The following is a 25,728-nucleotide window of genomic DNA, read 5'->3' as shown; positions in this document are numbered from 1 at the left end:
GGCGAAGGAGTGGCGAATGGCGGTCCTTGACAGCACGCTAGTTACGTAAAGGCTGGCCAAGAGTCGCAGGGCAGGCTAAAGCTTCGCCACTTCCGCTTCGTCTGATGTTGCTCCGGAGCCGTGGTCCACCACGAGGTTGCGAGCGAAGGATTCGATGGTGGAGGACTCGAGGCCAAAGAGGGTGCTGAAGATCGATTCCATTCGATTCAGGTAGACGGAGATGGGTTCGTTCCTGTGGTCCCAGTTCGCGATGTTTCGAAAGGTCGCCTTGTTGATCGCTACCTTGATGCGATAGGATTGGCTCCCGTCTTTGTTCGGGACCTTGAACTCGTCCATGACGTGGGAAAGCGGGATCAGGCCGTGCCCGCCGAAAAGCGCGTTGGACTTCACCACGTACAGCTTAGCCGGGCCGCCCTCGCCGCCGCGGGCGATGCCGACAACCGTTCCGATCCGAGAATAGCCTTCCTCTCCTACGACTTCGGCCCCGATCACCGAGTCGGACTTGTCGCTGTCCTGGGTCGATTCGGCGGCCCTGATGGCGGTTTGGTAAAGCCCGCAGAGCGCGGACAGCGAAACGATGAGAAGCATTCGTCTAAAATTCATAATCACTTTCCTCCGCCCCGGACACTGCTTAGGTTGCGCCAGCTTCCGATGCCGGCCAGGTTTACGCATCCTAGGAAGAGATTCGGCTACAGAGTCGTGCAAAACGCATGTCAGGCGGGCATCACGCATCGCGGGAGACTTTCGGCTTATCTGCTTCTCCGATCGCTCGGAGGTCTTCGAAGACTAGAGGTCGCAGCTCCGCGAGAATGGGAATAGGCTCTCGAACGGGCGGTGGCAGCTGTTTTGCTTCGCCCGGGTCTAGCTCCGGGATCCAAAGCGCTTTCGCTCGACGAGGCGACTGGCTCGGTAGAGCCTTCGCCGAAATTCGTATGCGCAAGGGGATGCCTCGTCTGATGAAAGACCGATACCTGATCCAGCGCTAGTGGCGCGGAGTGGCGATCCCTATTCGTTGATATAGAAATTGAAGGCCGATCCGCGTCCCACTTCGGACTCCACCCAGATGACGCCGTCGTGGGCTTCTATGATGCGCTTGCAGATGGACAAGCCGATGCCGGTGCCGTCGACCGCTTTGTCGATCTTCACGCGTTCGAAGGGCGCGAAGATGCGCTGTCGGTCCGAGGGCGAGATGCCGATGCCGTTGTCTCGCACGTTGATGACGTGTCGGCCGTCAACGGTGCAGCTGTCGATGGCCACGATGGGCGGGGTGCCTTTGCGGTGGTATTTCAAGCCGTTGCTGATGAGGTTCTGGAAAACGTGCACGAACAGGCCGCGGTCCAGGTTCAGTTTCGGCAGACTGCCTACCACCAGCGAACCTTCGTGCTCGCCGATCATGGGTTGCAGAGACGATTCCACTTCCTCGATCAACTCGCTCAGGTCGGTCTCCTCCCGCGAAATGGAGTGTCGCCCCAGCTTGGCGAATTTATGCAGATCGGTCACCAGGTCTGCCGCTCTCTGCGAGCTCACTTCCAGCAGATGGAGGCACTCGTGGATGTCCTTGCTCACTTCGGTATTCTCCAAGCCGATTTCGATGAGGCGAGTGAAGCCCTGGATGGCGTTCAAGGGGGAGACCAGATCGTGGGCGGCGGCGTTCCCAAACCGCTCCAGATCCGCGATGGTGGCGTCGAGAGTGGTCTTCTGCTTCCAGCGTTCGATCGAGTAGCGAATGGAGCGGGCTAGCGAGCGGTCGGAAATCTCGTCCTTGCCGAGGAAATCCATGGCGCCCATCTGGATGGCCCGTTCCCCCAGCTCCAGATTGGCCATGGCGGTGAGCACGATGACGGGGATGGGGATCCCGCGTTTGAGAAACGTCTCCAAGGTCTGCAGTCCCTCCGATTCAGGTAGGCCCAGATCGAGCACGATGATGTCCGGCGGGCTGCTTTCGATAACGCTGAAGGCTTCGCCCAGCGAAACGGCGCGCTCGATTTGTACGTTCAGATGGGGAGAGGCGTGAGCGGCATGGTTGACCAGCTCGAAATGTATGTCGTCGTCCTCGACGAGCAGGACCGATCGTGAATCGGACTTGGGAAGAATCCGTTCCAAGCTTGGATTGAATGGCATAGTCTGCGAGGTGTTCGATCAGACGCAAGGTGGCGAGGCTTGGCTGCTATTTTTCTTGATGTTGCGCGGTTGAACTTGGAGGCGAAAGGTAGCATAGCTCGCCAGCAATGCAATTCGCGGCGACTCCGGAAAGCCGGAAGATAGCGAAGTTTTTCCAATTCGTTACGAAAAAGGTTTCGTGAAGAATGTGACGCGTTTGCGAAGGTTGCATTTTTCAACAAATTTTAGCGAGCTGGCGGCAAATCGGATCCATCGCTTGCTCCCGAGCTGGGGATACGTTTGATTGCCCGCGAATGGACGCAGACACTCCCCGCCACGATAGACGAGTACTTCTAGCCGGCCTGTTCGTGTCGGCGACCGCTCTGGTCCTGATCGTTCTCTACGCATTCCGCTCGTTTTTTTCGCAGCTGTTCGATGCTGATTTCATGCCACATGGGCACTGCTATATGTGGAGGCCGGACATTCTTTGGCTGCACGTGATATCGGACTCGTTGGTGACGCTGAGCTATTTCGCGATCCCGGTCTGTCTGGTTTTTCTCGTGAAGCGTCGCAGGGGGCTTCGGTTTCGCGGAGCGTTCTGGCTCTTCAGCCTGTTCATCTTTTTCTGCGGCTGCACGCATTTGCTCGAAATCTACAGCGTCTGGCAAGGGGCCTACCGGCTGACGGGCATGATGAAGCTGGCCACGGGATTGGTTTCGGTGGCGACTGCGATCTACCTGATCCGGGCCATGCCGCAGCTGCTGCGTATCCCGCTCCCGAAGGAAATGAGGGCGGTGCAGGATCGGTTGGGAGAACGCGAGCGGCTCTACGAAACCATTTTGAAGGCGGGCGTGGACGGGTTTCTGACCATCGAGAAGAGGGGTGAAGGGGACACTGCGCGCTACCTGCTTTCGGAGTTCAACGAAGTGGCGGCCCAAGAGCTGGCGGTGGATCGAGAACAAGCTTCCGGCATGGACATCGAGTTGGCCATGCCGCTCGCGAGATCCTTGGCCTTGAAGGCGGATCTCGAAGAGGCCTCGCGCACCGGCAGGACCATCGCAGGCGACCGTTTGTTCGCCGATGAGGAGGGCAAAGAGCGGTTTTTCAGTTTTCGCCTGGCCCCCACCGAGAGCCTTTTCGTGCTTTTCTACCTCGACCGCACGGAGATCTATCAGACCGAGGCGGCTCTGAAGCGAAGTCTCGAGGAGAAGGCGAGCGAGGCCTTGATGCGCAGCGACATCAACGCGGCCCGGGCGCAAGCGGCCATTTCGGCCGCAGCGAACGGGATGCTGATCGTAGACAGCCAGGGAAAGATGGTGCAGGCCAACACCCAGTTGCAGCTGATCTTCGGCTACGCGGAGTCCGAGCTGGTCGGTCGGAGCGTGGAAATGCTCGTGCCGGAACAGGTGCGCTCCGGTCATCAGGGCTTGCGAGAAAACTACCACGCCCACCCTCAGACGCGGGCAATGGGGCCGGAACGCCAGCTGGAGGGCAGGCGCAAGGATGGCAGCCTGTTTCCGGTGGAAGTGGGCTTGAATCCTTTCGAGACCCCGGAAGGTCGATTCGTGATCGCCTCCGTGCTCGACGTCAGCGAACGCATCGCCGCGCGCCGGGCCTTGGAGGAAAGCGAGCTGCGATTCCAGCAGGCGGTGAAGGGAGGCCGGGTCGGCATCTGGCATTGGATCGACGTGGAGAGTCCTGAGCAATGGTGGTCGGACTCGTTCTATCAGGTCCTCGGCTTCGAAGTGGGGGAAATCGAAGCTCATGCGGACACCTTTCGCGAGCTGCTGCATCCTGAGGACCGCGAGCGGACCTTCGACCTGGTGTCGCGCTGCGTAGCTGGCGAGGACGCCTTCGCGATCGACTATCGCATCAAGCGCAAGGATGGGCGATACCGCTGGTTCTACGGAGCGGGAGTGGCGGTCCACGACAAGGCGGCCGGTAGGACCTCGATGATCGGCTCGATGCAGGACATCCAGTTTCGCAAGGATGCGGAGGACCAGGTGCGCTCGGCCAAGGAAGCGGTGGAGGCCAAGAATCGTGAGATGGAGGAGATGATGTACGCGGTCTCGCATGACTTGAAGTCTCCGCTGGTTTCCATTCGAGGCCTCATCCAGATCCTTCAGGCCCGCGGTGGCGCGGACGGGGATCCCAACCAGGATTTCGTGCAACGGATCGATCGACTGGCCAGCCACATGGGGGACTTGATCACGGACCTGCTCGAGATGAGCAGAGTGGGCCACGCATCCGAAAACATCGAGTCCGTGCGAAGCGCCGATGTCGTGGAAGACGTGCTACAAGGTCTCCTGACGAAAACCGGTCACTCGAATTGGGAGGTCGTCGTTGGCAAGGATCTTCCCGTGCTGCGGGTCGATCGCAAGCGGCTTTGGCAGCTGCTGCAAAACCTGATTTCGAACGCCTTGAAGTATGGAACGAACGAGAACGGAAATGGAGGGCGAATCGAGATCGGATCTGCGAGCGACGTCCGCGGCGTGACGCTTTTCGTGCGGGACTTCGGCGAGGGAATCGAGATCGAACAGCAGGAACGAATCTTTCAGGTGTTCAAACGGTTGAATACGAAGAAGGAGGGCACAGGCGTGGGCCTGGCGATCGTAAAGAAGATCATGGAGCACTACGAGGGCAGCGTGACCATCGACTCCGCGTTGGGCCAGGGCTCGACGTTTTCCCTCCACTTCCCCAAGGAGCGTTGGGTCCGCGACGAGGGGTGAGCGCCGCTGGTCCGATTCGTATTTCTAGGGCTTTTTCGCCCGCTTGGCAGCGGTCCGCCGCTTGCGCTTGTAGTCGATCGCCAAATACGATTTCTGTTGGATCTGGGCTTCGTAGATTTCCATGAAGTGCACCCCGTCGCGCGGTTTCACCAGATCCTTCTTGGTCGCCCGGTCGATCTGCTTTTTCATCTGCTGGCACAGACCTTCGGCTCGATACTGCACCCCTTCGAGCACGTCCTTCATCCGGTAGCCCTGGATGGTGTCCTCGATGTAGAAGCCGTCCTCCTCGTCCTCGTCGAGAAAGACGTGAACTTCGTTCACGCGGCCAAACAGATTGTGGTTGTCCCCCATGATATCCTGGTAGGCTCCGACCAGGTAGATGCCGAGGTAGTAGGGCTCGTTCTTCTTGAGCGGGTGCAGCGGCAAGTACTCCTTTTCGTCCTCCAGATCGATGAACTTGGAGACCTTTCCGTCGCTGTCGCAGGTGATGTCCACCAGGATGGCGTTCACTGAAGGACGTTCCTTGAGACGAGCGAGCGGGGTGATGGGAAACAGCTGGTCGAGGGCCCAGTGATCGAGCAAGGACTGGAAGACCGAGAAGTTGCAGACGTACTGGTCGGCTAGGATCTCCGAGAGACCGATCAGCTCCTCGGGCTGGTAGCCGCGGGTGGTCTGCGTTTTCTTCTCCAACCGGTTGCAGATCTGCCAGAACAGGGAATCGGCCTGGGCTCGGCCGCGCAGGTCGAGGTAGCCGTGGTTGAAGAGCGAGTCCGCTTCCTCCTTCTTCTGCAAGGCGTCGTGGTACATCTCGAGCTGGCCGTAGCGCACTCGGCCATGCAGCATTTCGTGAAGATCCGCGACGACCTGGTCCTTGATCTCGTCCTTCTTCACGGTCAGCAGCGACTCCCGTTTGGAGATGCGTCCGAAGACCTCGGTGATGAGAATACTGTGCGGCGCCGCGATGGCTCGTCCGCTTTCCGAAACGATGTCGGGGCTGTCCACCTCCATGGCGGAGCAGATCTGCTTGACGTTGTACACCACGTCGCGGGCGTATTCCTCCAGCGAGTAGTTTGCGGAGCTTTCGTAGTTGGAGCGTGAGCCGTCGTAATCGATGCCGAGTCCGCCGCCTACGTCCAGGTAGCCCATGGGGAAGCCCAGCTTCTGCAGCTGGCAATAGTAGCGCGTCGCCTCCACCACCGCGTTTTTCAAAGTGATGATATTGGGGACCTGGGAGCCGATGTGGAAGTGCAGCAGCCGCAGGCTGCTTTGCATCTTGGCTCGTTCCAGCAAGCGGCAGGCCTCCAGCATCTCGGTAGGCGTCAAGCCGAACTTCGCGTTATCGCCGGTGGACATGGCCCATTTGCCCTCGCCGCGCGTGCCCAGTTTCGCCCGCAAGCCCACCAGAGCCTCCACCCCGAGCTCCTGCGAAATTTCGATCACCTTTTCGACCTCGCTGAGCTGCTCGACCACGATGATGATGTCCTTGCCGATGCGGCGATAGTGCAGGGCGAGGCGGATGTAGTCCTCGTCCTTGTATCCGTTGCAGATGAGCAATCCGGTGGAGGACTGATGCATGGCCATGGCGATCAGCAGCTCGGGTTTGCTGCCCGCCTCGAGGCCGTAGCCATAGTCCTTGCCCGCGTCCTGGATTTCCTCGATGACCTCGCGCAGCTGATTGACCTTGATCGGGAAGACGCCTCGGTACTTGCCGGCGTACTCCTCTTCCTCGATAGCCTTTGCGAAGGCCTCGTTGAGGCGTTCCACGCGGTGACGCAGCAGATCCTGAAACCGAATCACCATGGGGGCCTTGATGCCTTTGGTGGCTGCTTCTTTGATGACGTCGTCGATGCGGACCGTGCGCTCGTCCGCTGCCGGATGGGCGCAGACGTAGCCTTCCTTGTCGACGGAATAGTAGGGGCTGCCCCAGCGGTTGAAGCCGTAAAGTCGTTCCGCTTCAGAGATGGTCCACCGGGATTTCGCGTTGCTGCTCAATGGTAAATGGGGCTTTAGGTTCTGGCTTGCTTTTTGAAAAGCCGCTAGATTGAGTACGCCCCTTCTAATTTCAAGAACCCTTTTGGAGCTATATTCTCGATTCTGTGATGGATTTTGTAACGACTGTTCTCGCTCAGGCCGCTCAAGGCCAAGCCCAACCTGGCTGGCAGCAATTCCTGCCTTTCATTCTGATCTTCGCCGCGATGTGGTTTCTCATCATCGCCCCCCAGCGCAAGAAGCAAAAGCAGCATCAAAAAATGATCACCGAGCTCAAGAGCGGAGCGGAGGTCATCACTTCGGGGGGGATCTACGGAACCATCACCAACGTGAAGGACGATCGCTTCGTTCTTAAGATCGCCGACAATACGAAAATCGAAATTCTCAAGTCGGCCGTGACGAGCGTAGTGAGTTCTTCCGATTCCTAGGAGCTTCGTCGACCGAAAAGAAGCGTTTTCACTGAATTTGAGCCACGCCTGCGAGGGCGTGGCATCGCTATTATAAAAGACCGTCTCTTAACCCCTCATCCTGATGTCTGGTAAGCATATCTGGAAATTGGCCATCACTGGCATTCTCGTCGCATTCTGCCTCTCCTACCTGATCCCGCTGGAGGACACCGACTTTGCGGAGGCCATGCGCGAACGCACCGAATCGAGCGAGTTTCACGCGCTCTTGGATCGAGCTGTCGAAGCCTCGGAAACGAGCGAGACCCCGCTCAGCGTCTACATGGCGCTCAAGCGCATCGCCAACGAGGAACGCATCGACTTGAGCCAGTACTTCCCCGATATGCGCTTGGAAGCGAACCTGACCAACGTGCAGAAGCGCAACAACATTCTGCTGCCGGTGCTGCTGGAGGAATCCAAGTCCAACCTCAAGCGCGGTCTCGATATCCAAGGAGGCATTTCGGTCACTTTCGAGGTCGATCCCGCCGCCTTGGCGGAAGTGCCGCAGGCGGAGCGAAACGAGAAGTTGGCCGACGCCATCAACATCATCGAGCGCCGCGTCAACAGCTATGGCGTCACCGAGCCGATCGTTCGCCCCATCGGCGAAAATCGTATCGAGCTGCAGCTCGCTGGGGTGAACACCAAGGACAATCCCGATCTTTTGGATACGGTGAAGAAGCCAGCCCGCCTCGACTTCCGCGAAGTCCACCCGACCGCTCGTCCCGGCGTGGATCCACGTCCCGTGGGTTACGAAGCGATGACCATGATCCAGGAATCCAGCGGACAGGAGTACGAGGTGGAACTGTACGTGAAGCGCATTCCTTCCTTGACCGGAAAGTACGTGGCCGACGCTTTTCCTCGCTCTACCGAAATGGGCGGTATCGAAGTGATCCTCCGCTTGACCGACGAAGGAGCGGACCTTTTCGCAGACGTGACTCGCGAACTCGCCGCTCAGGCTGACGGCGGCGGCGCGCCCGGCCGTCTGGCTATCGTATTGGACGGGGAACTACAATCCGCTCCCACGGTGCGCGAGGAGATTCGCGGCGGCAGCGCCAGCATCACTGGTCGCTACACGCAACGCGAGGCCATCGATCTGGCGAACACGCTCAACAACCCTCTGGAGCTTCCGCTCGAAGTGGTGGAGATGTATGAAGTCGGACCCTCCATGGCGCAGGACTCCATCGAGTCCGGGATCACCGCCTCCAAGATCGGCGTGGTGGCCGTGGCCAGCTTCATGATCATCTACTTTTTCGTCGGGGGCTTGGTCGCTCTGGTCTCGGTCGTCCTCAACATTCTGATCGTGCTGGGCGTGCTGGCGAGCTTCAACGCGACGCTGACCCTGCCGGGCATCGCCGGTATCATCCTCACCGTCGGCATGGCGGTGGATGCGAACATCCTGATTTTCGAGCGTGTCCGCGAAGAGCTGCGAAATGGCAAGACGCTCAAGACCGCGGTCGAAGGCGGCTTTTCCAAGGTGTTTTCCACCATCTTCGACGCGAACGTCACCACCTTGCTGGTTTCGATCGTGATGCTCGGTTTCGGTACCGGACCCGTCAAGGGCTTCGGATTGACTCTGGCGATTGGTGTGGCGAGCACCATGTTCTGCGCTCTGGTGGTGACCCGAGTGCTCATGGAGCTGATCTTCGAAAGCGGGGCCCTGAAGAAGTTCACCACGCTATCCATTCTCAACGATCCCAAGATCGATTTCCTGAAGTTCCGCAAACCGGCCTTCATCGCCTCCTGGACCTTGGTGATCATCGGCGTGGTGGTTCTTGCCACCAAGGGAGACAGCATCTACGGCATCGATTTCACTGGTGGCGACGAAGTGATTCTCAGTTTCCAGGACCGTTTGGACGAAGCGGAAGTGCGCGACACGTTGGCGGCAGCGGACATTGGCGAGTCTATCCCGCTTTATCAGACCCAGCTCGGCGGCGCGGATGAAGTGCTGCGCATCCAGGCAGGCTTCAACAAAGGAGACGCGGTGGTTGCGGCCTTGCAGTCGGCCCATCCCGAAGCCGGTTTCGAAGTGGTCGGGAAAAACGAGATCGGGCCTTCCGTCGGAGCTGAAATCCAGAAAAACGCCTTCCTCTCCATCGGCATTTCCTTGGGCCTCATTCTGCTCTACATCGCCTTCCGCTTCGAGATCGGATACGGAGTGGGCGCCGTGGTCGCGACCATTCACGACATTTTGCTGACCCTGGGCGTATTCGTCCTGGTGCCCGGGCATCAGTTTACCGCTCCGATGGTGGCAGCGATCCTCTTGATCGTCGGTTACTCGCTCAACGATACCATCGTGCTTTTCGACCGTATCCGCGAGGAGCTGACGCTGCGACCGACCAGCAAGCTGCGCGAGGTGATCAACATCGCAATCAACGCGGTGATCTCCCGCTCCTTGCTCACCAGTATCACCACTTTGCTGGCGTCGCTATCGCTGATGATCTTCGGCAAGGGCGTGATCAACGACATCGCCTTCACCTTCACCATCGGTATCATCACCGGTACCTTCTCTTCGATCTTCATCGCCAGCCCAGTCTTCTTCTTCTGGCACAAGGGTGACCGTCGCAGCGTGGAGTCCAGCCACGATACCGCTCCGGAGTACGACTGGCAGGCGTCTTCGAAAGTGTCCACCTCCTCTAGTTCAACAGCGGAATAGGGAAGGTTTTGACGAAGTGGCGATACAATCCGCCCCCAGCCGAACTTACTAGGGACTATCGAAAAGAACTCGGAGTAGGTCCGACTGTCGCCGAATTGCTCGCTCGGCTTGGCTTCGAATCGATCGACGAAGCCAAGCGCTTTCTGGAGCCGCGTCTGGGGGAAATCGAATGCCCGTTCGAGATCCCCAACTTGAAGGATGCCGCTCAGCGCATCTCTCAGGCCATCCGCAATCGCCAGCGCATCGTCATCTGCGGCGACTACGACGTGGACGGGGTCACGAGCACCGCCTTGCTGGTGGCGATTCTGCAGGAGTTCGAAACGTACCCGGCGTACATCGTGCCTCTACGCCTGGAGGAGGGCTACGGTCTGTCGCAGAAAGCGGTGGAGCGGGCCTTGGACAAGGCGAATTCGCCGGATCTCTTCATCGCTCTCGATTGCGGCACCAATTCCGTCGAAGAGGCCCAGCACATCATCGATAGCGGCTGCGATGTGATCATCGTCGATCACCACCAAGCCAAGCAGCGGCAGGCGAACGGGGTCATACTCGTCAATCCCCATGTGGAGGACCGCGAGGACGACTGCCATTGCCAGCTCTGCACGGTTGGGCTGGTGTTCAAGCTGGCCCATGGTCTGCTCAAGGTGCGCCGGGAGGAGAAGGATCCGAGGGCTTACGAGATCAAGCTGCGCAGCTTCCTCGATCTGGTCTCCATGGGCACGGTGGCGGACATGGTCCCGCTCAAGAAGGAAAACCGAACGTTCGCCCGCATCGGCTTGCAGGTCCTATCCAAGACCCGTCGCATCGGCCTGAAAAACTTGATGAAGGTCGCGGGCGTGTCGCCTCAGCAAGGCGTGAATCCGATCGACGTTTCCTTCCGCCTCGGTCCGCGCATCAACGCCAGCGGACGTCTCGCTGACGCCGCCGTAGCGGTGGAGCTGATGCTGAGCGACGACGAGTCCTTCGCCATCGAAACCTCGCTGCAGTTGGATTCCTTCAACCGGGAGCGTCAGGATATCGAACGGGAGATGGCGGAAAGCGCCATGCAGCAGATTCGCTCGCGCCACGGCGAGGCCCATGGCTTGGTGGTTTACGGAGACGACTGGCATCCGGGCGTGGTCGGTATCGTGGCGAGTCGGGTTTCCAAGGCCTTCAATCGTCCCGCGATCGTGCTCGGCCGCGAGGGAGAGCTCGCAAAAGGCAGCGGCCGCAGCGTGCCGGGGGTGAACTTGGTGGAGGTGCTGGCCCCGTTCTCCGACAAGCTCGAAAGCTGGGGCGGCCACCCGATGGCGGTGGGCATCTCCATGAAGGTCGAGCTGGTGGAGGCGTTTTCCGAATTCTTTGAAAACGCCATGCGCGACTACCTCGCCACGCACGACGTCGAAAAGGTTCTGGAGGTTTCGAGCTGGCTGACCATCGAAGAAATCAACGCCCAGCTGATGGCCGAGTTGGGCAAGATGGAGCCCTTTGGACAGGGGAACCCGGAGCCAGTTTTCGGCACCAAGCGCGTTCGATTCACCGGAAAGACCACCGTGTTCAAAGATATCCATTTCCGCTTCACCTTGAGCAACAAGTACGGGCAGATCATCTCGGGCGTCGCTTGGAAAATGGCGGATCGGATGCCCCCTACAGATCGGTATGTAGATATCGCATACAGGCTGGTGTGGAACACCTTCGGTCGCAAAAAAGCCCTTCAGATCGAGCTGGTCGATTGGCGAGAATCGAAATAGGCGACAAGCCCTCGACCATGGTGGTCATGGCTTCACTTCGCCGGTCGAAGCAGGCAGCGCATCCGCTCGCTCGTGAAGTCTGCCGCCGACTCCAGTCCTGACTCGACGTAAAACCTGTTCAGCGTCGCGTAGCGTATGAGGGGGTCGAAGCTGGTCGCGAGGTGTAGTTTTCTCAGGCATACAGGACAAAGGTGTAGCGGCGCGGCGTCCGTCTCGGAGAGTCCGTTTGATCCGTTGAGCAAGCAATGGAAGTAGATGCAATGCTTCATGCCGTACATATGGCCGATTTCGTGCGTCATCACCTTGAACGTTCGCTCCAGAACGAGCGTCTGGTTCGCAGCAGGACTTCCGTAGCGGGCGAAACTAAAGACGCCGACGCCGCTGCGCGTATTGGCGAGTCCGAATACGAAATTCCAGCTATCGTCCGGATAGAGATCCATCATGGTGATGCCGATCACCGCGTAGGCGTCGGCCGGCCTTTCCGCGTTCAACGCTTGGAGAATGTCCCTGGCGTTCAATTGCGTCCCGTCGCCAAAAGGCCCCGTGCGCGTAGAAATCGAGCGGTCTTCCCAATTGATCATGGGAAGAAGCTTGGCTTCTGTATTGAAAAACTGGGTGCAATAGCTCGAAAGAAGCGGGAGTTCGATAGAGCTTTCGACTTCTTTTCCGATGGGCTGGATATAGATGAGCCCGCATTCGTCGCTCGGGAGGGTGACGTTCGGGTCGTTCAGGTACTGCGAGACGCTTTGGCCGCTTTCCTTGCGCACTGAAAGCCAGTCCATCGGGCCGGGGCGGGGAAGCGGCTGAAAAGCGTCTAGGTTCAGGAAGGCAGGCCAGATCTCCTCCGGCAGTGCAGAGAGCTCGCCGATGGCCTCGACGCGTTCGGCGGCTGTTGGGGGAGTGAAGACGGTCTGCTCGCCGGCTAGGGCCGTCGCGAAGCTCAAAAGGGCGAGGCAGCGATGGAAGAGGCGCAGCATATCGTCGAAGTATGGAAAAACAGGATACTTTAGCCGAGCCTTTTGTTCGACGAGCGAAGGCAGGAAGCGCTGGGGCTCCCGACGAGAAAGCCGCGGCCAAAGGCCGCGGCTGGTTCGTTCGAAAGGCGTTTGCAGCTCAGCTGCCGGTGAATCTCAGCACCGCCTCCTTCAGTTGCGGATCCACCTTGTTTTCCGACACGTGCACCATCTCGCGCCAGGTCGAGTAACGGAAACCATTGATAACGTCGTTTCGTTGCTCCGGCGTGGTCGCGAGCTTCAGAGCGGCATCGGTCAAATCGAATTTCTGCTGGAAGTCGTAGCTGTAGTCGCTGCCGAGGATGAGCCGTCCAATGCCTGAGAAGCAGAGATCGACCGTTTTCGGATCGTCGGACTCAGCCTTCGCGATTTCGAGCAGGGCGAACCCGCCGTCCCAGTTTCTCCAAGAAGAGAGCACTTTGATAACCGTGTTCTGGAGCTTTTCGTCTCCATTTTTCCAAAGCTCTTTGGCGTAGGCGATGGACTCAGGCGTAGCGGCGGAGTCGAGAATCCTCACCAAGGCGAGCGTGGCTTCCTCATCGCCCTGCGCGGCTTCGAAACCGTCGGCGAAAGCGTTCCAGGTGGCTTCGTTGTCCTCGAGTCGCAGGCTGATGCGCTTCATCGCTTTCTGGGCGGTTCGACGCAGCTTCGAGTTGTCCGTTTCCACGATAAGCGAAACCAGCACGGGCAGGGCGTCGGTAGTGCCGATCTCTTCAACGGCTTCGATGGCGGCATCGCGAATGGCGATCGATTCGGTATGGTCGGAGGCTAGGGCGGTCACGAGCTCCGGAGCTCCGTCGCTGGCCCGGATGGCGAGGGCTTGCATGGCCACGATGCGGGCCTCCTCTTCGCCAGCCTTGACGGAGGCGAGAAGCTGATCGTCGATGGCGGAATCCGGGGCGCTGGCGATCGCGTCCGCCGCGGCGTCCGCAACGTCTCTTCCTCTCGCTTGAATGCCTTCGAGCAGGACTGGCAGAGAGTCGATGCTGCCAATGCGTCCCAAGGCGTCGATGGCTTGGATTTTCAATTGCTCGTTTTCGCTGCTTGCCAATGCGATGACCGTCGGTTCGAGAGGGCGGAAGGCGGGTGAGTCGAGCGTTCCCAGGATCACCACCTGCAGTTCCGGATCTGCGCTCGCGAGCCCGTCGAGAAGAGGCTTCGCCAGAAGCGGAGACTCGGATTCGAGGGCGATGCGATAGAGGTCGAGTTTCAGCTCCGCGTTGGCGTCCTGCAGAAGGGTTTCGAGCAACGCGGCCGATTTTCTGGCGTTCAGCTGCACGCATTTCTGCAGGGCGGCGGATCGAACGGTTCGGTTGGAGCCTTCCAGCGCCACTTGGCTAAGCCGCTTGTGTTTTCCGCTAAGTTCCACGAGGGCGAGTTGAATGCTGGTCGCTTTCGAGTCCAGCGCTTGGTAAAGGGCCTTTTCCGCTTTGGAGCCTCCTATCTTGGCAAGGGCTTTCGCGGCCGCGGAAACAACGGCCTCGTCGTCGCTGGCTAGCAGCTTCGAAATTGCGGGAATCGCCTTCGCAGAGCCAAGCTGAGTGAGCGAATCGATGAGACCTCGCTGCGCCTCGCTGTCCGTCGCGTTCGACAGTTTCTCGATGAGCAGGTCGATCGCCTCTTTCGAGCGGAGCTCGCCAAGGGTCATGCGAGCCGCGTCCGCGAGTTCCGGATTTGGATGGGAAAGCAGGGCCGCGACGGAGGGCGCGGCGGTTTCATCGCCGATGGACACGATCTGGCGAAGCAGCCACAAGCGAGTGGTCACCGCCAGGTCATCGTCGAGGAGGTCGAGCAACTGGGCTTGCACCGCGGAACGCTGGGCCTCGTTTCCAGGCGCGCTGGCCTCCGAAACGAAGTCCTGTAGCTCCATGCGGGCGGCGTGCCGGGCCGAGTAGTCCTCGGCTTCCAAGGTGTCGATTATCATTTCGAGCGCTTGCTCGGGGATCTGGGCGTTCGCGAGTTGCGCTCCGGCTAGAGCGAGCCCGCAAGCTAAGGCCATCGTTGTCTTGTTGAGGAAATCTTTCATATTCTGAATCCTTGTATTCGTTTTTTCGTGACGGATCAGGCAGGCAGTTCGTATCCCGCTCGGCGCGGACGGTCCAGCCAACGCGCGGCGAGCGGATCGCCGACGATTTCCTCCTTTTTCGGATCCCATTTTATTGGGCGATCGAGTCGTTCGGAAATGCCCGCGAGCTGGCAAACGGTCGCGGAGCGGTGCCCGATGGAAGTCGGACAGATGGTCTGCTTGCGGGTGTAGATGCCCTCGATCCAGTTTCCTCGGTGGTCCAAGTTCTTGTATAGTCGGATGTCCCCTGGTCCCAAAGGCTTCCCTGCGAGCGGCACCGGTGTGGTGTCTATGAGGCCTTCGCGGCTAACCATGACTTCTCCTTCTTCGCCGACGAAGCGAATCATGTGACCTTTGCGGTCGCCCCAATCGCGAATGACGCGCACGCCATCCGCGTATTCAAAATACTGATAGGGCTGGTCGTAGTCCACGGGGGCGAAGAAGACCGGGCCGCTGTCGTCCATGCCCAAGGCCCATTGGGTGATGTCGTAGTGGTGGGCCCCCCAGTCGCCGTTTTTGCGGGAGCCATATTCCCAGAAATTTCTCCAGCCGCCGCTGTAGTTGCTCTCTACGCGAGCGTGGTTGTAGGGCTCCCATGGAGCTGGGCCGAGCCACTTGTCGTAGTTGAAGCCTTCCGGAATGGGCTGCTCTGGATAGACGGAGGGCGCTGGGAAGGAGCCCAGTCCGCAATAGACCTCCTTGATCTTGCCGATCCAGCCATTTCGTACGATCTCGGCCGCTTTGCGGAAGGCGTGCTCGGAGCGTTGCTGCGAACCGACCTGAACGATGCGGGCGTAGCGTTTCTGGGCGGCCACCACCGCCTTGCCTTCCTCGATGGTCAGCGTCATGGGCTTTTCCACGTAGACGTCTTTGCCCGCTCGCATGGCGGCGATGGTGATGGCGGCGTGCCAGTGGTCGGGAGTGGCGATGACCACGGCGTCGACGTCCGGACGGGCCAGGACCTCTTCGTAGTGCTCGTAGCCCTTGCAGTCGGGAAACTCCTGGCTGCACTCCTCGACGCCCGCGATCACTCGCTCGCGGCGAACGTCGCACACCGCCACGACGTTGGTATAGGGGCGGCTGCGGTAGTACTCGCGGTGGTATTGCATGATCAAGCCGTTGCCGATCAAAGCGATGTTGATCCGGCTGTTCGGGCCGATCTGGCCGCGGCCCAAGGTGGCAGCGGGAAGAATCATAGGAGCTGCGAACAAGGTCGCTGCTGCGGCGGCGCCTTTTTTCAGGAACGCGCGACGACTGCTAAGCCGTGTTATGTTTGGGGAGTCCATAATTGTCTTCGTGAAAGGGGCTGTATTAGGGAAAGTTCGATGATTTAACGCAAAACTCGTCGATTGTAAAACGCGAAGATTAGGAATTTTCAGGGGAGCGAAGGGGAAAGGGGTTCTGGGGTAGGGAGCGCTTTGCGCTAGGTAAGAGGGATACCGCTAGGGGTGGCCCGGGCTAGGCCGCAGCTCGATTTTCTTCTCCCGCCACGGTGGCAAGAGGTCAATTTGAAATCGGATCCGGAGGCGCTCTCACGATAGAGCGATCGGGGGCCGTACCCGAGCGGAGTTGTTCAGTCCGGGCCAAACGAGCGATCGATGGAGCAGCAGGCGGAGCTGGATTCGGTGGCGCAGCGATCGCAGAAGCCGAAGCGACGATTAGCTTCCGCTAGCGGGTCGCCGCAGCTTTGGCAGAGTGGCGGCGTCATTGGCGGCTCGGCGAACCGACTCGCTCCAAGGACAGCTAAGCTCGGCCAGAGCGACAGGAAGGCGATCCACTGCCAAAAGGCGAAACTCTTCCAGAGCGGCACGCCCAGGTCGCGCCAGCTTTGGTCGACCCAGCCCAGGTCGCGTTGGTCGAGGTAGAGGGCGAGTTGGCTCGCTCCGATGCAGAGCAGCGGGAGAGCGATGGCCAGGGCGGCGATCAAGGCGGGTTTGCTTTTGGAGGCCAGCGAGCTGGAGAGCGCCAGCAAGCCGAGGTAGAAACTGAGAAAGGAGAACAGCGCCAAGGCCTCGTGAGTCTTTTCCCAACGCTCCGGGAGGACCGAGGTGGAGATCGACTCGATGCCCATCAGGACGCCGCACACGATGCCCACCCGCAAGGAGATTTTAGCGATTCGGGCTAGTCGAGGAGCGGAGCCTGCTTGGGTTTGGATGGAGCTCACGAATGGCCAAAGAAATCCGAACGACACGGCCAGAGCGCTCGAGAACCACACCCCGCCTTGCGGGTTGTGTTTCGAAGATGCCAAGGCGGACACCACGGTGTACTGCCAATCGTAAGGCCCCGGGTAGAGCGCCGCCCCTGCGACGAGCCCAATCCCCAGGAATGCCGCGCTGAGACTCAGGTACAGCCATCGCCTTGCGTTGGTCTGTTGGGAGTGGGTCGGATGGCGTTGCTTCGTTTTCCTCATGAAAGGGAAACGAGTTTCGCCGTCCGATTCCCGCGAATCAACTGTCGAGTCGCCGCTCGGGCGGTCGTTTCTGCAAACTGACGTAGATTTCCATCATGCAATTCACGCGCGTTGGGTCGTAGCGATGGTCGATGCGTACGAAGTCCGGTCCCTCCGAACCATCGTAATCGCTTTGGGGAAACCACTCGCCGTAGATGTAGGCCATGGTGTCGCCGATGGTCGAGGAGGTGCCATGGTGCTCGAATTTAGCGAAGGACCCGCCAGGGGAACGCCAGCGAGTCATCCCTTCCGGCGGCTCGACGTCGCTGTCCACCCGCGCCGCTGCCAGGTAGAGAAGCTCGTCTGGGTGGGTCCTTTCCAGCCCGTGGGCCTCCGGGACGTCGCCCAGACCGTAGTTCGCTCCCGCCTCGGCGTTGGGGAGTTCGCCGATGCGCTGGGCGAAGTCGTCCCAGAGCTGCGGAATGACTTGCATGGGGTTTCCTTCGTCGCTTCCGGAAGCGATGAAACGGGACTGCAGGCCGATGAAGACGCGCGGTGGGAGCGGCACGATTTCTGGCAGATAGGTCATAGCGGTGGAGCGTTGGTGGAGGCTTTCGGAGCTGAGCGCTTCCGGAGTCCGGGGAAACCGGATGGACCCGCGCCCCTCTCGCCAGTCGCTGGGCGTGACGCCAAGTTCCGCCTTGAACGCGCGCGTGAAGGCTTCGTGCGATTCGAATTGGAACTCCAACGCGAGATCCAGCAGCGTCCCTTGATGGTCGAAGAGACGCTTCGCTGCCGCGGCGATGCGTCGGCGCCGCAGGTAGCGACCCACCGGTTCGCCCACCAAGGCGCTGAAGGTTCTCTGGTAGTGTCGCAGCGACATGGCGGCGACTTGGGCAAGTTCAGGCAGGGAAACTGGCTCGGCGAGCCTTTCTTCGATCAAGTCGAGAGATTTCTGGATGGAGCGAACTGTATGCATGGAACGAATACTAACCCATTCGAAGCGGCTCGCGCTTGATCATTTGCGCCTTTTTGGCTATCCGCTCACGCTTCGACGCGCGAAGCGTTTCAGCCCATGCGAATGGGCACCAGTATCTCCAGCATGCTATTGTCGCTGAAGGGATCGAATCGATGGTCGTAGCGCTCGATAGTAGGAGCTTGGGCTCGCTCAGCGGTGTTGTTGGGAAACCATTCGTCGTAAATACGGGTGATGGTGCCGCTGAGTTTCGAGACGTGTCCATGGTGTTCGAACTTCAAGTGCATGCCACCGGGGATGGACCATCGATTCATATCAGGCGGAAGGTGGGCGCCCTGAGAGGTCTGAGCGGAGGCGAGATAGATCCCTTCGTCCGGATGACGTCTTTCGAGCTGGCGAGACTCCGGCGTGTCGCTCAGGCCAAAAAACGCCCCGTCGGCCGCTATGCTGGAGATTTCGCTAGCCCTCCGGAAAAATTCGTTCCAGAGCTCCGGCAGGACGATCATGGTGTTCGCTTGCTCCGTGCCCGTGGCGATGAAACGCGTTTGCAGACCGACGTACCAGGACGGGGGCAGAACCACTATGTCAGGTTTCAGATTCATGGATGGGCTGGGAGAAAAAGGGACGCAGAGATGGATCGATAAATCTACTAGGCGCAACGACCGTCAGTAGAAAGAGAATACGTGTCGAGCAGGGCGATTTTTCCTCTTAGACCGCGTTGAACACCCGTTGAACAAGACCCTGCAGTGGCGATGGTTTCAGAAAGAGCTCTCCCAGTCTTTCAGCGTCGAGGTGTATCCGTTTCACGGATTTCCTCTAGTGGAAGCGGCGCAGCTGGCTATAGTGAGGACTGTTTAGCGCTAATTGGCGCCTTGCGCCCGGAGCCTCGATCTGGATACGATTGCCATTGAAAATTACCCTGATGAAAAACGCCCGACTGCTTGCACCAATTTCGTTCCTTTCCTTCTTACGCCTGATCGTCGCCGGAGCTCTGATGCCCTTTCTTCATGCGGCGGATACCTCCAACTGGACGACCGAGGACGATCACCGAAACATGATGCAGCAGCTTGGCATCACCGAGCTGCGTCCCGGCGCAGATGGATGGGCTCAGGAAGGAGAACCGGGCGCGGCGAACTATGATCCGGAACTGGCGAACCCGTTTCCGGAACTGCCAGATCCACTCGTGCTTGAGAGTGGAAAGCCGGTGACCAATTCGAGCATCTGGTGGATCCAGCGGCGTCCGGAGATCGTTGAACTGTTTGAAAGGGAAGTGTACGGAAGAATCCCCGAAAACGTGCCGGAAGTGAGGTGGGAGGTTCTCGAGACCAGCGATTCGGGAGTGGTGGATGGAATCCCTGTGTTTGGAAAACGGCTACGTGGCCACGTCGACAACTCGGAGTTCGACGAGATCGATGTGGCGATTGAAATGAGTCTCGTCGTGCCCCAAGGGCTTTCGAAAGCGCCTCCGGTGCTGATCATGTTAACTCCCTTCGAATGGGATTTGCCTAACGCCCAAGGATTGCTCATCCCGGAGATGCCATGGCCGATGCCGGAGACCGATGTGCCACCGTCGCCTGTCACACTGATTCGTAACGGATGGGCGTATGTTTTTTTGAATACGAGCAGCGTTCAGCCCGACAACGGAGCTGGGTTGACCAAGGGGATTATCGGACTGGTAAACAGGGGCCAGCCGCGCCAGCCAGATCAATGGGGCGCTTTGCGGGCTTGGAGTTGGGGAGCCTCTCGGGCATTGGACTACTTGGAGGATGAATCGTTGGTCGACGTCACTCGAGCTGGCATCGAAGGAGTATCTCGTTATGGAAAGGCAGCCTTGGTCTCCCTGGCCTTCGAGCCGCGTTTTGTCATGGGGTTGATTGGCTCATCGGGAAAAGGTGGCGTCGCGCTGCATCGAAGGCGCTTTGGAGAGCAGGTCTCCAATTTGACAGGTGGCGGCGGCTATCACTGGATGGCGGGCAACTATCTGAAATACGCTGCGGAAACGGGGGCCTACGGCCGTATGGATGCGAGCGATCTTCCCGTCGATTCGCATCAGTTGCTCGCATTGTGCGCTCCGCGGCTGACCTTTGTGAGCTACGGCATCCCGGAGCAAGGCGACGCTCTTTGGTTGGATCAGCAAGGCAGTTACATGGCGACGGTAGCGGCTCAGCCGGTTTTCGAATTGCTGGGCGCGGAAGGTATGGGAGAGTTGGATACATGGAGATCAGCCCAGATGCCGCCGGTAGCAGTAGGACTGCTGGAAGGCGAACTCGCCTGGAGACAGCACCGGGGTGGTCACGAAGACCGAAGCAACATGCAAAGCTTCATCGACTGGGCGACGGGAAAGCTAGCGGACTGAATGTCCACCCGGCTCGCCCTACGCTCGCATGGAGTTCAATGCCACAGCTCCGATGGCGCTTGCCATGGCGGCAGCAGCTAGTCCTGGCGTTAGTTGACCTGAGATTGCGGCAGGGATTGCGATTAGGTTGTAGCCCGCTGCTAGTACGACGTTCTGCCGTACGCGAATGGTGAGGGTTCGCCCGATTGCGAAGAGTCGCTTCAATGCCTCTGCGTCGTTTCTAAGCAGTTGAGCATCTGCGGCCAATCTCACCGCAGGCGCTGCATGCGGAGGTACGAGCCCGAACTGGCTAGCTTTTAGAGCGGGGATGTCGTTGTATCCGTCACCGAAATACAAGATTGAACGGCCTCTTCGGTGAAGGCTTGAGAGATGGTTGGCCTTGTCTTCTGGACTCAATCGCGAACGGGCGGATCCGATGCAGTGGCGCTTTGCGAACGCGTCAACGCGAGATGCCGAATCGCCGCTAAGCAGGTGGAGCTCGCCTCTTTGTCGGAAGGCCGCGATTAGGTCATGCACCGTTTTGGGAGACTCCTCTTCGATCGTGAAGAAGGCGGTCAGTGAAGGGTCCTGCAGAGAAACCAACTGAAGCTGGTCTCTTCGATCCGGCTGGTTCGACTCCCCGAATCGCCATGGCTGACCGCTCCATTCGAAGCGAATGGCGCGGGCTTCAAGTTTCACCCGTTCAACCTTCTCCGGCGGTCCGTCCACTTCGGCGCAGCGCTGCGCCACCGCGTTGGCGATGGGGTGGTGGCAGTTTCTCTCCGCCGCTCCCAGTACGGCCCAAAGCCGATGCTCGGGGATGTCTGTGTCGTTTTTCGCTAGGCTCAAGCAAGGCGCCCGATGGCTGAGTGTGCCGGTTTTATCAAGTCCTACCGTGTCGATCTCGTCGAGTTTTCTTAGGGACCGAGGTTTGTAGACGATGATGCCGCTTTCCCTTGCCCACTCCTGTGATCGGATAAGCGGTATGTTGGCTGCGAAAAACAATGCGCAAGGGCAGGCAACGACGAGTAAAGAAAATGTGGATACAAGAGACACCTCAAGAGAGCCGGTGAGGCCGAGAGAGAACGGCAGGAAAAGCGCGGCGCTCACGAGCAGGACTGGCGCTGAGTAACCCAGCGTTTTCTCGAGTCTGCTTTCGCTTTTTTGATCGTGAAACGACTCGATGGTTTCGCGACTCAGTTGATCGATGTAGCGCATTCCGTACGGTTTCGTGGCCACAATATCGATCGAGCCGGAAACGAGCGTTTCGCCTGCGACAACGTTGTTCCCGGCTGAAATGGGCAAGGGATCTGATTCACCCGTGAAGAGAGCGATCTGCAGCCTTCCTTTTCCCGCTTCGACGTATCCATCGATTGGAACAGTTTCTCCGGCCTCCACACGAATCTTAGATCCGACGCGAGCTGAACTGATCGGCTTGTTCTCGTAGACTCCGTTTTCATCGAGTAGACGCAGCAGTTCGTCCGGGGTGTGTAGCGACTCGAAAATGACGTTTAGCTGTCGGTGTGTTAGGCGACTTGAGGCGAATCGTATCCACGCCACGACAGTCAGCACCATGATGGCCGAGTCGAAATATAGCTCGCGCCGATCGTGAAGTAGGTTGAGGAAGGACAGCGAAAGGCACCCGAGAGAGGTGATCAGCAGTAGGCTATCGATGCTTGGTTTGCCCCGAACCAGGCCGATGAGGCCGATGGTGTATACCTTTTTTGCTCCGAAAACAATGCCGCTGACCGAGAAGAAAGCGGACGCAAGGGCGAGCCATCGGAATTCCTGAAAGCCGAGCGGGCCTGCAGCTTCAGTGTAGTCGACCAAAGCGAGTCCCATGGTCCAAGTCGCGAAAAATGTGAGCACGCAAGCGCGCTGGAACTCAGCGTTCAGCTGGGTCGCGCTGCGCTCGACCGTTTCCCGAACATCGCGATAGGGCGCGAGCTCGTAGCCGAGTCCACGGGTGAGGCTTTGCAATTTGTCGAAGCAACGGGAATCTCTGCCGGTCGCCTTCAAGGTGTGGGTGGCGAAATCGACGGAGCAGTCGGAGATGCCAGGTAGTCGCGACACGGCTCGTTGCAGTGCGTGGGCGCAGGAGGTGCACCAGAGCCCGGTCACCTGATAGAGTTGGCTAGGGGGCGAGGAGTTCATCAGCGGTCCATGCTGGGCGGTTTCCCGACGCCTCGCGAAGGGAGGCTACGGTTTCCTCATCCACAGGGCTGGCTTCGTTCGACCAGGAACCGCGGATGTAGGAAATCACCGCGGCTATCTCCTGATCTGAAAGTTGGGATCCGAATGCGGGCATCACTCCATTGTAGGTTTGGCCCTTGACCTCGATCGGTCCCGAGAGCCCGTGCAGCACGATGCGGGCGGGGAGAGACGCGTCGCCGGTTACCCAGGAGGAGGCGTCTAGCGGGGGAAACGCTCCTGGGATGCCGGCCCCGTTGCTTTGATGGCAGGCGGCGCAAAGCGACTGATAGGTCTTGCGGCCCTGCTCGAAAAAGGCGACGGCGGGATCGATTTCGATGGGCTGGGAGGTGCCGCTCGCTTGGTTCGAAGGCGCGAGCTGGTTCGCCCTGAAGTCGCCAGCTCCCACCTTGCCATCGCCTGAGAAAACAAGCAGGTAGCCGAACGCGAAACAGCTCATCGTCAGAACGAAAAGCCACATGGCGAGCGGCCAAGGTCGATCTCCTTCGTTAGGATCCGCTTTTTCGCGGTTTAGGATTTCCTCTTTGTCCTCGAACATTCTATGGCATCTGCGAGCTGTCCTGCTCGACCGAGTAGGTGTGATCGAGAGACTTCAGATAAGCTACCAGGTCGAGCGCTTCTTGCGTCGCTATGACCTTCGCTCCCTCAGGTAGCCAGTTCTTGGGTACGTTGACCTCCTTGGAGCCTAGAGGAACCTCGTTCACGTGAGTGAAAAGGTATTGATAGGACGGCATCACTGAATTTGGGAGAACCGCTCGTGGTTGGTATAGGTGAATCAGGTGCCAGTCCTCGCTCGGTTGTCGCGCTGCGATGTTGTGCAGATCGGGACCTGTGCGCATCGTGCCCAGCAAATGGGGACGATCCCCCACGTAGTCAGCTGGAATCGAGAATCGACCCCAATTGCGTTCCTGATCAGGTCCGAAGTTGACGTCTCTAGGCTGCTGCGTGTGGCAGTAGATGCAACCGGACTGAATGTAGATTTCTCGCCCACGATTCACCTGTTCGTCGTTCGAGGGGTGTTCTACCGGTAGCTCCAAATCGTCGAGCTGTAGTGAAGGAACACCTACGAGGAGAAGTGTAGCATAGGCCAGAATGCCGATCGCCGCCACGATGAATCCGATAGTTCTCCTCATCGCGCCACCTCCTCCTTCGCGATGGGAACGAAGCTTCGCTTGGACTTGGGAGCGTACCAAACCCACCAGATATGGCCCACGAAGACGAGATGCCCCAAGGTCATCAGGGCGCCAGCCACGGTGCGTACCCAAAGGTAGGGCTTGGTGTCCGCTACGATTTGGGAAAAGGGGACGCTGGCATCCTGCATTTGCATGCCTTGGATGACGCCCCCGTAGAAGAAGACTCCGCCGTAAAGCAGTATGCCGATCAGAGACAGAGCGTAATGAAGGCTGATAAGGCGCTGAGAGATCCAGTTTCTGCCGCTAAGGCGCGGGAAGATGAAGTAGATCGATCCGAATAGCACGAACGAGGCGAAGCCATACACGCCGAGGTGGGCGTGGGCCACAGTCGCATGCGTGAAGTGGGTGACGGTGTTGACGGCCCGCAGCGACTGCAGGGATCCTTGCAGCGAGACCAGAGTGTACATGATGGCTCCGGAGACGACGAAGAGCAAGGTCGGCGATAGCCGCAGAGCCGCAAAATGTCCCCACATGGTTTTGTGATGATTGATGGCGACCGCGACCACGGGGACGATCATCATGACGCTGCTAACGATAGAGAGGCTAACCAGCCAGGTCGGTACCGGCCCGCCGATGAGGTGGTGCAGTCCCACCTGGCTGTAGAACAAAGCGAGCGCCCAGAAGCCGAGCAACGAAAGCTGATAGGAGTGTATCGGTTTTCCAATCACCTTTGGAATGAAGTAGTACGCTGCTGCTAGGCCGAAAGGAGTTATCCATAATCCAAGTACGTTGTGGGCGTACCACCAATTCACTATCGCATGCTGCACTCCGTCGTAGATCGGAAGATTCGCGACGATGAAAAGAAAAGGAAACCAAACGAACGCCGCTCCGATGTACCAGACCGAAACGTACAAGTGTTTAACCTTGCGCCGCTTGATCGCGGACAGAATCGGAAGTCCGATCAAGGCTCCGCCAAACGCGAATAGAAGATCCGTTTTCCAAGGAAACTCCAGCCATTCGATCCCGTCGCTCTTGCCTGCGAACAGGCCTAGAGAGCCCAGCACGAGCCCGGCGTTCCAAAGATGTCCCCCCATGAGAGCGAAGCGGTCGCTGCCAAGCGTGGTTTTCAGAAGCCGTGGAATGAGCCAGAGGCAGACGCCCATGCCGGCCATGGAAACCCAGCCGTAGATGACGAGGTTCAGGTGCAGGGAACGGAAGACTCCGAAAGTGAATTCGTAGTCCTGGTTCAGCCAGTCCGGAAAATTGAATTTCAGCGAGGCGGCGAGTCCGAAGAATGAGCCGAGCACTAGCCAGAAACAGGCGGAGCCGAGAAGGTAGCGGGTGGCGCGAGCGGTCGATTCGTCGCTCTGACGACGGGAATTGGGATCGTCCTCCTCCGGTGGAGGTTGCGGTGTCGTGTAGCGCGATGAGCCGACTAGGAGCTGCTGCAGCTGGTCGCGTTTTCGGTGCGTGGACGCCGGATCTTCCACCTTTCCGGCTTCGTCGCGGTGGAAGATGACGGAAGAGTTTCCGGGTCCCATGGAGAACTGTCCGGAGGAAATCGACCATATCAGCACCAGTAGGGCTAGAATGGATACGAGGAATACGACGGCGAGTAGTACGGCGGCAATTGGAAGCATGGTAGGCAAGGGGCGTTACGCATGCTTGCCCGCTAAAATTGCGCGGAGACGGCGATGCGGAAAACTTATTAATCCGTCTGGAGGTCAGGGTTAGGAATCCTTATTAGAATAGCCTTCGAACTCCTTCACCGGTGGTCTTGAATTGGTTCGCGATGTTTCGAACCGATCGTCGGGTTAGCGCTGCCTCGGAACCGACACTGTCCTGCGAGGAGTGGAATGGGCGCGAACCATTATTCGTTTTTGATCCAATACCCCTCCGCACGCGTCCGCTGTAGGTCGCCGCGTTGAGGCGACATGCCAGGGCGGCGGGTCGACGCCCCGCCCT

Annotated in this window: 18 protein-coding genes; 5 read left to right on the top strand and 13 right to left on the bottom strand. The window is 58.9% G+C overall.

Translation table 11 applies throughout. The annotated features are described in order from the left end of the window. Positions 1–75: 75 nt before the first annotated feature. Both QEH54_RS08560 and QEH54_RS08555 read right to left on the bottom strand, forming a co-directional pair. Positions 76–603 (bottom strand): hypothetical protein, encoded by a 528-nt coding sequence (locus tag QEH54_RS08560; protein ID WP_309018244.1) that lies wholly within the window; start codon positions 601–603, stop codon positions 76–78. A gap of 402 nt (positions 604–1,005) precedes the next feature. Beyond that, positions 1,006–2,121 (bottom strand): hybrid sensor histidine kinase/response regulator, encoded by a 1,116-nt coding sequence (locus tag QEH54_RS08555; RefSeq protein WP_309018243.1) that lies wholly within the window; start codon positions 2,119–2,121, stop codon positions 1,006–1,008. 293 nt (positions 2,122–2,414) lie between these two features. Here QEH54_RS08555 and QEH54_RS08550 point away from each other — a divergent pair, with 293 nt between their 5' ends. Then, positions 2,415–4,829, top strand: a complete 2,415-nt coding sequence (locus QEH54_RS08550) for a PAS domain S-box protein (protein ID WP_309018242.1) — start codon at positions 2,415–2,417, stop codon at positions 4,827–4,829. A gap of 24 nt (positions 4,830–4,853) precedes the next feature. On the opposite strand, the gene speA is transcribed toward QEH54_RS08550, so the two are convergent. Continuing rightward, positions 4,854–6,821: a biosynthetic arginine decarboxylase gene (gene speA / locus QEH54_RS08545; protein WP_309018241.1), complete on the bottom strand. Its 1,968-nt coding sequence runs from the start codon at positions 6,819–6,821 to the stop codon at positions 4,854–4,856. A 107-nt stretch (positions 6,822–6,928) separates the two neighbouring features. Here speA and yajC point away from each other — a divergent pair, with 107 nt between their 5' ends. From yajC to recJ, 3 genes are all read left to right on the top strand, one after another. After that, positions 6,929–7,246 (top strand): preprotein translocase subunit YajC, encoded by a 318-nt coding sequence (gene yajC / locus QEH54_RS08540; protein ID WP_309018240.1) that lies wholly within the window; start codon positions 6,929–6,931, stop codon positions 7,244–7,246. Between the two features lie 103 nt (positions 7,247–7,349). Then, positions 7,350–9,914, top strand: coding sequence for a protein translocase subunit SecD (gene secD, locus QEH54_RS08535; RefSeq protein ID WP_309018239.1), 2,565 nt, complete (start codon positions 7,350–7,352; stop codon positions 9,912–9,914). An 8-nt stretch (positions 9,915–9,922) separates the two neighbouring features. Further along, on the top strand, positions 9,923–11,641 hold the full coding sequence (gene recJ / locus QEH54_RS08530) for a single-stranded-DNA-specific exonuclease RecJ (protein WP_309018238.1): 1,719 nt from the start codon (positions 9,923–9,925) through the stop codon (positions 11,639–11,641). Positions 11,642–11,673: 32 nt separating this feature from the next. On the opposite strand, the gene QEH54_RS08525 is transcribed toward recJ, so the two are convergent. The 6 genes from QEH54_RS08525 to QEH54_RS08500 all read right to left on the bottom strand — a co-directional run bounded on the left by QEH54_RS08525 (position 11,674) and on the right by QEH54_RS08500 (position 18,686). Beyond that, positions 11,674–12,618 (bottom strand): archaemetzincin, encoded by a 945-nt coding sequence (locus QEH54_RS08525; protein ID WP_309018237.1) that lies wholly within the window; start codon positions 12,616–12,618, stop codon positions 11,674–11,676. A 136-nt stretch (positions 12,619–12,754) separates the two neighbouring features. Beyond that, entirely contained in the window at positions 12,755–14,680 is a 1,926-nt protein-coding gene (locus QEH54_RS08520; RefSeq protein ID WP_309018236.1) for a HEAT repeat domain-containing protein, read from the bottom strand. 35 nt (positions 14,681–14,715) lie between these two features. Continuing rightward, on the bottom strand, positions 14,716–15,915 hold the full coding sequence (locus QEH54_RS08515) for a Gfo/Idh/MocA family oxidoreductase (protein ID WP_309018235.1): 1,200 nt from the start codon (positions 15,913–15,915) through the stop codon (positions 14,716–14,718). 377 nt (positions 15,916–16,292) lie between these two features. Beyond that, positions 16,293–17,129: a hypothetical protein gene (locus tag QEH54_RS08510; protein ID WP_309018234.1), complete on the bottom strand. Its 837-nt coding sequence runs from the start codon at positions 17,127–17,129 to the stop codon at positions 16,293–16,295. Positions 17,130–17,166: 37 nt separating this feature from the next. After that, positions 17,167–18,087 carry an AraC family transcriptional regulator gene (locus QEH54_RS08505; RefSeq protein WP_309018233.1) on the bottom strand — a complete coding sequence of 307 codons (921 nt, stop codon included), beginning with the start codon at positions 18,085–18,087 and terminating at the stop codon, positions 17,167–17,169. 89 nt (positions 18,088–18,176) lie between these two features. Continuing rightward, entirely contained in the window at positions 18,177–18,686 is a 510-nt protein-coding gene (locus tag QEH54_RS08500; RefSeq protein WP_309018232.1) for a GyrI-like domain-containing protein, read from the bottom strand. Between the two features lie 320 nt (positions 18,687–19,006). Between QEH54_RS08500 and QEH54_RS08495 the strand changes: the two genes are divergently transcribed. Beyond that, positions 19,007–20,440 (top strand): hypothetical protein, encoded by a 1,434-nt coding sequence (locus QEH54_RS08495; RefSeq protein WP_309018231.1) that lies wholly within the window; start codon positions 19,007–19,009, stop codon positions 20,438–20,440. A gap of 18 nt (positions 20,441–20,458) precedes the next feature. Here the strand turns inward: QEH54_RS08495 and QEH54_RS08490 are convergent, their stop codons facing one another. Genes QEH54_RS08490 through QEH54_RS08475 form a run of 4 tightly spaced genes read right to left on the bottom strand, consistent with a single transcriptional unit; the run spans position 20,459 to position 25,403 of the window. Then, positions 20,459–22,573 carry an HAD-IC family P-type ATPase gene (locus QEH54_RS08490; RefSeq protein WP_309018230.1) on the bottom strand — a complete coding sequence of 705 codons (2,115 nt, stop codon included), beginning with the start codon at positions 22,571–22,573 and terminating at the stop codon, positions 20,459–20,461. Further along, positions 22,554–23,168 carry a cytochrome c gene (locus QEH54_RS08485; RefSeq protein ID WP_309018229.1) on the bottom strand — a complete coding sequence of 205 codons (615 nt, stop codon included), beginning with the start codon at positions 23,166–23,168 and terminating at the stop codon, positions 22,554–22,556. The genes QEH54_RS08490 and QEH54_RS08485 overlap by 20 nt, the downstream gene beginning before the upstream one ends. Before the next feature lies 1 nt (position 23,169). After that, positions 23,170–23,763, bottom strand: coding sequence for a cbb3-type cytochrome c oxidase subunit II (locus tag QEH54_RS08480; protein ID WP_309018228.1), 594 nt, complete (start codon positions 23,761–23,763; stop codon positions 23,170–23,172). Beyond that, positions 23,760–25,403 (bottom strand): cbb3-type cytochrome c oxidase subunit I, encoded by a 1,644-nt coding sequence (locus tag QEH54_RS08475; protein WP_309018227.1) that lies wholly within the window; start codon positions 25,401–25,403, stop codon positions 23,760–23,762. Before QEH54_RS08475 ends, QEH54_RS08480 begins: the two co-directional genes overlap by 4 nt. Positions 25,404–25,728: the final 325 nt, after the last annotated feature.

Origin of the sequence: Pelagicoccus sp. SDUM812003 (genome assembly GCF_031127815.1) — a bacterium.
Lineage (GTDB): Bacteria > Verrucomicrobiota > Verrucomicrobiia > Opitutales > Opitutaceae > Pelagicoccus.
This window is presented reverse-complemented; position numbering and strand designations above follow the sequence as displayed.